Source organism: Streptosporangium amethystogenes subsp. fukuiense, from assembly GCF_042665875.1.
In the GTDB taxonomy this organism is placed as follows: domain Bacteria; phylum Actinomycetota; class Actinomycetes; order Streptosporangiales; family Streptosporangiaceae; genus Streptosporangium; species Streptosporangium fukuiense.
Genome location: NZ_JBHTEE010000001.1, coordinates 1,389,341 through 1,401,805, shown reverse-complemented (window position 1 = coordinate 1,401,805; position 12,465 = coordinate 1,389,341). Strand labels below are relative to the sequence as shown.

The window sequence follows — 12,465 nt, the reverse complement described above, 5'->3', positions numbered from 1 at the left end:
GCTTTCTTCCCCAGAAGGCACTCGATGTGAAACAAGGAAGCAGAGTCCCCAGCAAGGCGCAGGGGCCGCCGTTCATCGGGTTTCACGAACCCATGGACATCCTCGTGGCGACATGCCCACTGAGATCGTAGGTGGTAATGGTGGAGTTTCGGGTTCTCGGCCTGGTGGGGGCCTACAACGATGACGGGGTCCAGGTCGATCTCGGCGGCCCGCGCCCGCGTGCGGTGCTGGCCCGGCTACTGCTCGCGCAGGGAGTGGTCGTATCCGCGGACACGTTGATCGATGACCTGTACGGCGGGGCGCCTCCGCCCAGTGCCCTGTCCAGCTTGCACTCGTATGTATCGAATCTCCGCCGGGCCATTGAGCCCGGCCGCAACCCCCGCACCCCTCCCCTGCTGCTCATCGGACGGCCTCCCGGATACCTGCTCGCCACCACGAACGTCGACGCGATCCGGTTCACCGAACTGGTCACCCGCTCGGAGTCATGTCCTCCCGGCGAGGTGCTCGTCTCCCTGGACAAGGCGTTGCGGCTCTGGCGCGGCCAGCCGTACGGCGAATTCGCCGATGAGACCTGGGCCATCGCGGATGTCAGCCGCCTTCGCGAGTTGCGCCTGGTCGCGATCGAGCGGCGCGCCCAGGCCCTGCTGGACCTCGGCCGCCCACAGGCAGTGATCACCCATCTGGAGACCGAGGCGCTCGCGCACCCGCTACGCGAGCGGCTGTGGTGTCTGCTGGCCGTAGCCTTGTACCGCACCGGGCGGCAAGCCGACGCGCTCGCCGTACTCCGCCGTGCCAGGGACCTGCTCACCGAACAGCTCGGCCTCGACCCCGGCCCGGAACTAAGGGCGTTGGAGGAGGACATCCTCCGGCACTCCGACTCCCTGACAATCCCGCCCTTGACCGCCACCGCGGTGTCGGTACCCATACCGCCGCAGTCGCCACCGCGACTCCTTGTCGGCCGGGAGCGGCAGCTTTCGGAGTTGAAGATGCTGCCAATACGTGCGGGCCGGGACGGCGTAACCATCGCAGCGGTGAGCGGTGAGCCCGGCATCGGCAAGACCCGGCTGTTGGAGGCGTTTCGCGACCAGTGCGCCAGCCTCGGTTATGTGGTGCTGTGGGGCAACTGCCACAGTGTGGAGGGAACCCCGGCCCTGTGGCCGTGGCTGCAGGTGCTGCGCGCGCTGGATGAGATCTGGCCGCCACCGGACCGTCAGGCGCTGGCCGGACTCCTCGATGAAAAGATGCCCAGCGGCTCCACTGAGACGGCGCTGCTCCACCGCAACCAAACCATCGCCCGTTGGCTCGCCGCGACCGCACAGACCCAGCCATTGGTGATCGTTCTTGACGACCTGCACTGGGCCGACCCGGCCTCACTCGAACTGCTCAGAGATGTCGCCATGCTGGTGGGCAGCGAGACGGCGAACGTCCCGCTGACGCTGGTCGCCGCATTCCGCGAGACGGCTTTCCATGAGACGGCGATCCATGGCACAGCACTTCCCGGTGGCTCGTTCCGTCTCTCATTAGATGGTTTGCTGGGCCATCTCGCCCGGTATGACTTGCTTCGCATCCGGCTGACCGGCCTGGGGGTGGAGGACGTGCGGGCGGTCGCTTCGGCTATGGGCGTTGAGCTGAACGAGTCCTCCGCCGAGCGCCTGTCCGAGCGGACCGGCGGCAACCCCTTCTTCGTGCGGGAAAGCGCTCGGCTGCTGGCCCAGGGACGAGATCTGGGCGCAGTTCCCGAGGCGGTGGCCGACCTGATCCGCTGGTGGCTGAGCAGACTGGGTGCGCGGGCCGGTGAGGTTCTGGGTGTCGCCGCACTGATCGGCCGGAACTTCGACCCGGGCGTGGTCGCCGAGGTGTGCGAGGCATCTGAGATCGGGTGGGTGGAGGTCTACGACGCGCTGGATCGGGCCGCCCAGGCCGGGTTGATCGTTCCAGGTGAGGGTTCCATGGCGTTCGCGCACGACCTGGTCTGGGAGACCCTCGTCCACGAGATCCCGCCGCTGCGCAAGGCGGTCACCCACCAGGCGGTCATGACCGCCCTGTCCTCCCGGCCAGGCGTGGACATCACTGTCATCGCTCATCACGCGGTGGAGGCCGGCCCGGCCGCGTACGCCGATGCCACACGCTGGGCGACCGCCGCCGCCGAACAGGTGAGCCTGCGCCTGGCCTACGAGGAAGCGGCTGTCTGGTGGGGCCGGGCGGTCGCCGCGCACGGCGCCTGCGCGGGTGACCCGGTAGAGCACGTGGAGCTGCTGCTACGGCATGTCCGTGCGCTGTTGGAGGCAGGGGACGCGATCGGTGCGCGACAGGCCCGCTCGGAGGCCGTGCGTGCCGCCGACCGAGCCGGAGCGAGCTCGGAGCTGACCGCCCGCGCCCTCACCGCACTGGACGCCCCGGCGATCTGGACACTGCGTGACCCGTACAGCGCGACGGAGTTGCGGCTGGTGGATCGGTTCGAGGCCGCGCTGCGAGCGCTGCCCGAGGCCGACGGCCACGAGCGAGCCCTGCTCCTGGGCGGACTGGCACAGGAGCTGTACGGGACCGATGACCCACGCGGTTACACCTTTTCCGCTGAGGCCGTGGCGATCGCTCGTCGGCTGGGCGAGCCGTACCTGCTGATGCGGATGCTCAACGCCCGGCACCTATCGTTGCCTCAGCCGTTGCATATCCCAGAGTTGCTGGAGCTCACCGAGGAATTGCACGAGCTCGCACTGCGCACCCGGATGCCGGAATTCGAACTACTCGCCCAGATGATGTTCACCCACCACCGGTTGGAGCTGTTCGACCTGGCCGGTGCGGACGCGGCCGCCGCCCGCTGCGACGCCATGCTGGAACGGCTGTCATTGCCATGGCCGCGCTTTCAGCACACCATATGGCGGATCAACCGGCTCGTTCTGGCTGGCCGGTTCGACGACGCCGAAATCCTGTACGACGAGGCAGAACGCCAGGCCACCCGAATCGGCTACTGGTATGCGAGCGGCGCGGTGGCGATCGGGCGTCTCATGCTTCACTATCACCGGGGCACCATGACGGAGGCAGGGCCGCCGATCGACGCGATCACCGGTGCTCATCCCAGTGTGGATCACGATGCCCGGGTGCTGCAATTGTGCGCACAGGGCCGCCCGGAGGAGGCCCAGGCCTTGGCCGCGAACGGCTGGCCGGCACCTCCTCTGGACTGGTCATGGCTCTCCGCGACCTGCCTGCAAGGCGCGGCCCAGGCCGCCGTTGGTGACCTGCCGGCCTGCCAGGTGACCTACTCGGCGCTGCTGCCGTATTCCGAGCGGATTTCAACGGTTTCGGCGGTGCTCTGCATGGGGCCTGTCGACTGGTACCTGGCCCTGCTCGCCTCCGCCATGGGTGACAACGACACCGCGTCTCAGCATCTTGAGAAGGTGGCCCGGCTGGCAGGCCGGAACGGGCTCACGTGGTGGCGGGACCGGGCAAGGTCGGCAAGTTTCGTGAAACCTTTCCCCACGCACCTTGATACTCCAGCTGAGACCCGCTGACCTCATTATTGATCTCCTCATCGGCTCGATGACGCGACACGGCGGCGACAGATTCCGTCCGTGCACTGAACGGACGGGATCAGCGCACCGTTTCGGTGGCTGTTGGTCCGCTTCGCGGGTGGGTGGGGTTTGAGCTGGTCTGTTCGCGGGCCTCGGGCGGGGGTCCGAGGCCCGCGAACGTGTCGGGTTCAGCCGCTGACGCGGATGACGCCGCTCACCGGTGAGAGCGAGGCGCTGTCGTCGTGGATGAGTTCTCCGTTCTTCTTCCAGACCCTGACCAGCAGCCGGTCGGTGCCAGGCCGGCTTGCCGGAATCGACCGTGGTGATCTCCAGCTTCCGCGCCCCGGCCTGCGGCGACGCGGCGAACACCGAAGACCCACCACCCGCATCCGCATCCGCAGCCGTCACGGTCGCCCCAGCACCCGCGGCATTCGCGGCCGAGTTCTTGCCGACCCCCTCGGCCAGCCCCGGCAGACCCGGGCCAGAGGCCTTCTCCGGCACCGGCGCCAGCCAGAGAGCCCATCGCCATGACGAGCAGGGGAAGTGTGATCCGCTGAGCGGAGGCACGGCTGAATAACCAGTGCACAGGAGTGACTCCATGACTATGGTCGCGCCTTCCGGGCACGGCTGGGGGACGTCGGTCGCCGATCATCACCGGTCGCGCTTGTGGGTCGCTTGGCCTCGATTGCAGCGAGCTTGCCGAAGGCCCACAGGCCCGTGACGGCAAGATGACGTGTCGTAACCGCCCGCTGCTCACGGACGGCCCGGTGAAGGCCGCCGCACCGCCATCAACGATTCGAACGACGCAAGGAGGGCGGAAGTGGCGGCTGGTGCTGTGCGCCCCAGTCCCATGTGCTCGGAGACCGGCTGACCGCCGATGAGCGTGACGGCCACCTGATCCGCACCGGGGCGCCCTAACCACCCACCCGTCCCAGGGACGCGACCGTCTCACCGACCGGAGAGCTTCGACCCTGCAGTACCGGCTGACGCCGTTGAACGGCTTCAGCGCCGGAACCGGCCTGATCCTCGACGCGTCGTGACCCTGACCACTCAAGGTCGGCATCCGAGACCAAAAGTCCCGGTTCATGTACCACAGAAGTTGTAGACGGCCTACCGCCAGGGGTGCAGAAAGGATCAGATTCAGGCGGTATGTTGATCCGTCAATTTGGTAGATACACTAAGAATTCAACTCGTTGACCGAACGGTTTTTTCCATTCTAATTACGGAGACATCTGCACGGGCACCCGGAAAGCGAAGACGGCAGGAAAAAGTTTCAACAAAAAGAAGATGATCCTGGCGTCCATCGACACAGGACCAGGTTCACCCCTACTGCACGGCGTGCCCGCACCGGACAACGAACATATTGAGATCCTGGCACGCGCCCCGGATCATACCATGGGATGGGTGAACAACGACACAACCCCCTGAACCACATACACGCAGAATCAATGTGGTCACGCGATGCGCCCGAAAATCATCTAGACGTGCAGCGCAGACGGAACATGTTTCCGGGTAGAGCATCAAGGGACCATATCAAGCCCAGGACCCCGGCAAGTTAGGGATTCCTCCCGGTTCGCACTGAGGTCCACATCGCGGCACCGGTCGCCGACCAGGCACGACAGGCCGATGTGGTCATGCTCGCCATGGGAGCAGAACAGGTTAAATCGAGAACTTGCCGGGGCCCTGCCGCCGGAGATCAACCATTTTCGTTCACGGCCACGCGTTTCCAACGGCAACCCGTATTCGGGGACCGGGGTAGCCGACCCCTCACCAAGACCGCTCGGCTGTGCTGTGAATCCATCAGCGAGCCACTTGTCCATCCAGACGATCAGAACGTTCTGCATCGATTTGATCTCGCCCTTTGGCTCGGCTCGGCCGATTCCCGCATGATTGCCCAGCCCGCAGGGATATCCCACATCTCACAGTCATCCTAATTGATCACCCGTAACAGAATATTGATCTTGCGGATTTCCGGTTTCCCCAATATCTATTTAGAGAATTTTTATTCCTTGACCGTTTCGAGGTATGGAATGACGCAAAACGCGCGCGGGAACCCACCCGTGAGACGCCCGTCTCGCCGACCTGGGTTCCGGTTCATCGTTCAGGCCACCGCGTTATCCGTCGGCCTGTCACTACTGTCAGGAGTGCCCCAGGCACCCCCTGCCGCTGCGGATCCGAAGCCGAAGGCTGATCAGCTGACGGCCGAACGGCCGGATCGAGTGTCGGCGGTACTGACGGCACGTCAGCAGAAGTCCCGGGTGGAGATCACCGGTGAGCGGACCGAGACGTCCAGCACATGGGCGAACCCGGATGGGACGCTGACCACGGAGGTGTTCTCCGGCCCGGTCCGGGTCCGCAACGACATGGGTGATCTGGTCCCGATCGATCTGAGCCTGGTGGCCGACGGCAAGGTGCTGCGGCCCAAGGCCGGCCCGGCAGAAGTCGGGATCTCCGCCACCGGCGGGAAGGACCCCTTCGCCACACTGGAGCAGGACGACAAGTCTCTGTCGGTCTCCTGGCCCTCCGAACTCGGCGAACCCGAAGTCTCGGGGAACACCGCCACGTTCAAGGATGCCGTGCCCGGCGGTGACCTGGTCGTACAGGCGCTCAAGAGTGGTCTGCGCTACGACCTGGTCCTGCGTGAGCGCCCGACGGGGCCACTGGAGCTGCGATTACCGATCAAGACCAAGGGCCTGAAGCTGGCTCAGGCCAAGCACGGCGGCCTCACCGTGACCGACGGCAAGGACCGCAAGGTCGCCTCCGGACCGACGCCTCGCATGTGGGAGGCCGGCGCGGGCAAGGCGGCGCTGAGCCCCGCGGCGGAAGGCCGCAGCGCCAAGATGTCCACCAAGGTGGAGACCGGCCAGGACGGCCAGGTCCTGGTGCTGAAGCCGGACGCGGGGTTCCTGGCCGACCCGGCCACGCAGTACCCGGTGACGGTCGACCCGACCCTCAACCTGGCTCCCGTCGCCGACGCCGCCGTCTACTCCTTGGAACCCAACACCAACTACGGCTCGGCTGCGACGATGGACGTCGGGTCGTGGACCAACATGCCGTGGCGCGGGCTCGTCAAGTTCGACGCCTCCGCGCTGACGGGTAAGAAGATCCTGTCGGCGAAGCTGAACATGCGCAACCTCTACGCCAAGCAGTGTGCCGACACCGGAGCCGGCGTGCAGATCCGCCGGGCCACCTCCAGCTGGTCGGCCTCGACCGTCACCTGGAACACCCAGCCGACCACCACCGCCGACGGCGCCGCCGTCTCCACCGACTCCCACGGCTTCGACTCCTCCTGCCCCTCCGGGGTGATGCCGTTCGACGCCACCGCCATCGCCCAGGCATGGGCCGACGGCCAGCCCAACCACGGCCTCGCGCTCCAGGCCACACCGGAGACCGACCCGACCGGGTTCCGGGTGTTCACCTCCTCGGAGAACACCAACCCACCCGCGCTGCAGGTCACCTACAACACCGCACCGGCCACGCCGACGGGCCTGGCTCTGACCCCGTACAAGGTTTGGAACAACACGAACTACAGCGGCACCAATCCCGAACTGCTGGCCGTCGCCACCGATCCCGAGAGCGGGGCCGTCCGCCTGGACTTCGAGGCGGTCAAGGCGGACGGGACGCCGCTGTGGTCGCGGTCAAGCTCCTTCGTCCCCTCCGGTCAAGAGGCCGCTGTCACCCTTCCCCCCGGCCTGCTGTCCAACGCCATGCTGTGGAAGTGGCGGGTTCGTGCCTTCGACGGCCACACCTACAGCGCCTGGACCTCCTACTCCGACCACCGTGTCGACGGGTTCGTTCCCCACACCCCCACCATCTGGTGCGAATACGAGTACGGGGTGTGGAACGCAGCGAGAACCGACGAGGTCAGATGCACCGTTGACACCATCAGCGATGACGGTGAGGGCTACCAGTGGTCCATCGACAACTCCAACCCGACCGAGGCCGTCACCAACAACGGCGGCGGCTCGCCCGGTGAGTTCTGGATCACACCAAAGGACGGCTGGCATGCCATCTACGCTCAGGCCCACGACGGGCTGGGCAACCTGTCGGCAACCGCCTGGTACCACTTCGGCGTCGGCATCGGCGGTCTGGTCACCCCCGTCGATGACGACCGCACCCAGCGATTCGCGCCGCTGACCGCTTCGGCCGTCCCTGCCAAGACCGGGGTCACCTACAAGTACCGGCCCGCCCACCATGACCAGACCACCTGGGGTGAAATCCCGGTGGCGGACATCACCGTCCCCGGCACCGGACAGAACCTGTCTGCCTGGCCGTTCACCCGCAGTGACACCGGCAAGGACTTCACCCAACTCGATTGGGACGTCACCAAATCCCTTGCCCGCTGGGGCAAGGGTGACGGACCCGTTGAAGTCAAAGCCTGCTACTCGGGGAACTCAAGTGGCATGGAATGTACCGCCCCCAACACGATCATTGTCGAACGGACGTCCTTCGGCGCTTCTCAGGCCGTAGGGAACATCGGGCCGGGCCAGTTGTCCCTCCATACCGGAGACTTCTCCATAGACCAGACCGACGTGAATGTCAATGGCCTGGCCGTTGATCGTGGTCACACCACGCTTAACCCGGGGATCGTGGCATCGGGCCCGTTCGGCCCGGGATGGTCCCCCTCTTTCCCCGACCCGGTCGGTGGGGTCGGCGGTCTGAAATTCGAGGATCACAGTGCCGAAGGGTACGTGAATCTCGTTGAGACCAATGGTTCGATTTCGACGTATGTCATAGATGCCAATGGAAAATTCACTGGCATCGCGGAGGCCGCGGACACCGGCGAGCTTGTCAAGAACTCAGCCACCCAGTTCACGTTCACCAGCCCCGACGACGTCAAGACCGTCTTCATTGCGGTCAATGGAATCTGGTCCGCCGCTAGCGTCGATGCTCCGGGTGATGAGGTCGAGCAGACCTACCATCGGGATACAGCCGGTCGTGTGGTGAAGATCCTGGGCGCGGCGCCGCAGGGAGTCACCTGCACCACGAGCACTCTTAATCCGGGCTGCGTCGCGCTGACACTGACTTACGCCACGTCCACCACCGCGACGGGCCTGGGTTCCGGCTGGGGCGCCGTCAACGGCCAAGTATCCAAGATCGATTACACGGCCTACGACCTCGAGACCGGTTCCATGAGAACCGTTACGGTCGCTTCTTATCTTTATGACTCAAGCGGTCGACTGCGTCAGACTTGGGATCCGAGGATCTCACCGAACCTGTTCACGACCTACTACTACAACGGTCATGGGCGTCTGTCCCAGGTCACACCGCCGGGGCAGTCCCCCTGGACACTGGAGTACGACTCGACCAAGAACCGGGTCGCGCATATCTCACGCGTCGACGATCAGAATCGTGAGATCAGGCAAGCCATTGTGTACGACGTGCCCATCGCAGGTCAGACGGCACCCATCAACCTGTCTGCGACACAGACCGGGACCTGGGCACAGACCAGTGACCTTCCAGTCGAAGGTAGCGCTCTGTTCCCCCCGTCCCATGTCCCCCCGCGCAACGGTGACGGAAGTTATCGGGCGGAGGCCGGTGACTGGAAATACGCCAGAATCGCCTACCAGGATGTCAACGGACGTACGGTCAACGCCGCGAAGTTCGGCGCCGGCGCGTGGCAGATCTCGGCTCGTCGCCACAATTCAACGGGCGAGGTGGTCTGGTCGTTGTCCGCTGAAAACCGAGCTCAGGCACTTGTGCCGACCGATTCGACCGACGTCTACGTGCGGGGTCGCAACACGAGCGCGGAGCGCGCAGACCTGCTCGCATCAGTAACCGAGTACGGCAGCCGCGGCGAACCACTTTCCGAGACCGGTCCGGCACATCGTGCGGTCCTTGACTCGGGTGCCACGGTCTCGGCGCGCAATACGACCACCTATACGTACGACGAAGGCCGTCCGAAGCCCGGGCCGGCTCCAATCGTCACGACGATGAAGGTGTTCCCGACCGTGATCGACGGGACCGCTGTCTCGGTCGCCGCCGATACCAAGACCACCGTGACCGGATACGCCCCGATCGTGGGCACTGACCCGTCCGGGTGGGACCTCGCCATGCCGACGACCATCACCACCGTCGTGCCCGGCGCCACCGATATCGTCAAACGCACCCGGTACGACTCTGACGGCCGGACGATCGAGATGCGTATGCCTGCCTCTGGCGGGACCGACGCCGGCACCACGCTGACCTACTACTACACCGCAGGCACCCATCCACAGGTCCAGTCATGTGGTCTGAAGCCGAACTGGGCAGGGAAAGTCTGCAGGACCGTACCGGCGGCCCAACCCACTGGGAATCCTCTGCCCACGACCACCTTCACCTACGGTTACTACGGCCAGCCGGTCAAGGTGACTTCTACAGCCGGTGGGACCACTCGTACGTCCGTGAGCTCCTTCGACGCGGCAGGCCGACCGACCCGCAGCAGTCTGCAGGTCACACCCGCCCAGGACGGCGGGACTGCGATTCCGGACACTGTGGCCGGCTATGACCAGCAGAACGGCCTGGTTTCAACCACATCCGCAGGCGACAAGACTCTGTCCACCACTCATGACAGCTTCGGCCGGGTCATCTCCTACACCGATGCCGGAGGTAACACCGCCACCACCACGTACAACGTGGACGGTCAGGTCGCCACCCTCAACGACGGAAAAGGCACCTACACCTACACCTATGACGGCGCCGACAACCGCGGCCGGGAAGAACGCCGTGGATTGGTCACCGCAGTTGACATGGGAATTCCCAACAACAGCGGCGTCGTCACCTTTGCATACAATGGCGACGGCCAAAGCATCGGCGAGTGGTACGGATTCGCGCAGATATGGGCGGGCCACACTTATGACGCCACCGGAAAAGAAACTCAGCGCGCGTACGGAAAAGACAGCACCTCATGGCTTTCGTTCGGCGCGGGGACCTTCTTCAACGGCCAGAAGGCATGGTCCAGCGGCCCCGCGGGACGCGTGGACTACCGCTACGACAAGGTCGGACGGCTGAGCGAGGTCTACGACACCTACCAGGGTGAGTGCACCACGCGTCTCTACGCCTTCAGCGTCAACACCAACCGGACGGCGAAGACCACCCACGGTCCCGCCGCCAACGGTGAGTGCACCACGAGCACCACTCCGATCAGCGAGAACGACACCTACGACGCCGCGGATCGTCTTAACTCCGCCGGCTACACCTACGACAACCTGGGCCGGACCCTTACGGTTCCGGGCACCGATGTCAGCGGCGGAGCCGACCTGCAGATCGGCTACCACTCCAACGACATGGTGTCCACGCTTACGCAGGGCACCCAGACCCGGACGTTCAGCATCGATCCTGCCAACCGTATTCACTCCATGCAGAGCGGCCCCGGCACCGAGGTCGTCAACCACTACTTCGGGAGCAGCGACAGCCCGGCCTGGATCGCTGAAGCGGGTGGCGCTTGGACCCGGAACCTCACCGGATCCTCGGGGCTTTCCGCGATTCAGAAGAGCGATGGCACCGTGACGCTCCAGCTCTCCAACCTGCACGGGGATGTCGTCGCGACCACGGCGAACTCCCCGACCGCCTCCCTCGGCGGTTATTGGGAGCAAACCGAGTACGGGGTCCCCCGGGCCGAGAACACCACGAATCCCACCCGCTACGGCTGGCTCGGCAGCCACCAGCGCAGCAGCGACGCGCTCGGTGGCCTGATCCTCATGGGAGTCCGGCTCTACAACCCGACCACCGGACGGTTCCTGTCTGTGGACTCCGTCCAAGGGGGCAACGCAAATGCCTACGAGTACGGATTCGGAGATCCGCAGAACAACCTCGACCTAGACGGCAGATTCAGCTACACCTATGAGTTCCCGGCCGGTTACCGCCCAGAGCTCAGGCCGGCCAACGCCATGAGGTGGATCCTTACCCACTTCAATCGAGCCTTCCCCTTCAAAAACGACTGCGGCCAGAATCTTCACCTTAATGAAGTATGCAGGCTGGACATTAAAAGGGGTCCCGACGCGACTGTCAAGACTCACGGGATCGGCCAAACATATTTCAGGTTCGTCGCACTGGGCAGGCATTTCGAGCCGAAGGGCTCCAAGATCAGCTTTAAAATCTTCAGGAAGGCTGGAGACAAGAAGAACCTCTATCTCAGAATTCACGCCTACGGCCCGAACGCAGAAATACACGGGAACGGCTTCACCTCCCCCATAGCCAAGGGGTTCGCCTTCTCCGCATGGGGAAGATTCGCCGAGAACCTTCGGCGCTACCTACCGAGAAGGGCGACGGCGTACGGATGGGAGTAGCCGTATAGGCATCCCTTGATGGGTCCGCTCCGAGCTCGCCGACCAAGCAGAGAGCTCGGGGCGGACCCTGGACGATAAGCGGTAAAGATCGCAGCGACGCCTCGCCGAAGAACCACGGCCGGAACGGTGAAGTCCGAGGGCCGTATCGAGGACCTGGTTCAGGCGTTCCCCCGGTCGGCCATGCCCCCGAGGGGGACGTCACGCAGGCTGAGCAGCATGAGCAGGGCGCAGCTTCCCACGAGAGCGATGTCGGCGACGTTGCCGACGAACAGGCCGCCGTAGTCGATGAAGTCGACGACATGCCCCCGGCCGAACCCGGGGGAACGCAGGAGGCGGTCAAGCAGGTGGGAGAAGGCGCCGCCCAGAAGCCCGCCCAGCGCGACGGTCCAGGCGGGCGAGCGTAGCCGCCGCCCGGTGTACAGGATGCCGACCACCGCGACGGCCGCCGCCAGGGCGAACACCCACGTCGCCCCTGCCCCGATCGAGAACGCGGCACCGGGGTTGTACAGCAGTCGTAGCTGGATCAGCTGTGAGATCACCGGGATGCGTTCGCCGTCCGAGAGCGCCGAGATCGCCCAGACCTTCGAGGTCTGGTCCGCGAGAAGAACCACCGCGGCCAGCACGATCATCCAACCGTACAGCCGTGGCTCTCCCCTCGCCGTCTGCGGATTCCGTCCGGCCGACACACT

At 65.1% G+C, this 12,465-nt stretch carries 3 protein-coding genes; 2 read left to right on the top strand and 1 reads right to left on the bottom strand.

The window, feature by feature from the left end; translation table 11 throughout:
- The first annotated feature begins 137 nt into the window (after positions 1–137).
- Entirely contained in the window at positions 138–3,509 is a 3,372-nt protein-coding gene (locus tag ACFQVD_RS05975) for a BTAD domain-containing putative transcriptional regulator (RefSeq protein WP_343977937.1), read from the top strand.
- Positions 3,510–5,653: 2,144 nt separating this feature from the next.
- Positions 5,654–11,776, top strand: a complete 6,123-nt coding sequence (locus tag ACFQVD_RS05970) for a DNRLRE domain-containing protein (protein WP_343977940.1) — start codon at positions 5,654–5,656, stop codon at positions 11,774–11,776.
- Between the two features lie 158 nt (positions 11,777–11,934).
- Here ACFQVD_RS05970 and ACFQVD_RS05965 read toward each other — a convergent pair whose 3' ends face one another.
- Positions 11,935–12,405, bottom strand: coding sequence for a signal peptidase II (locus tag ACFQVD_RS05965; RefSeq protein WP_343977943.1), 471 nt, complete (start codon positions 12,403–12,405; stop codon positions 11,935–11,937).
- Positions 12,406–12,465 lie beyond the last annotated feature (60 nt).

Excerpts from the sequence above, each read along its gene's own strand:
- ACFQVD_RS05965 (WP_343977943.1), bottom strand. The coding sequence starts at position 12,405 with ATGATCGTGCTGGCCGCGGTGGTTCTTCTCGCGGACCAGACCTCGAAG.
- ACFQVD_RS05975 (WP_343977937.1), top strand. The coding sequence starts at position 138 with ATGGTGGAGTTTCGGGTTCTCGGCCTGGTGGGGGCCTACAACGATGAC.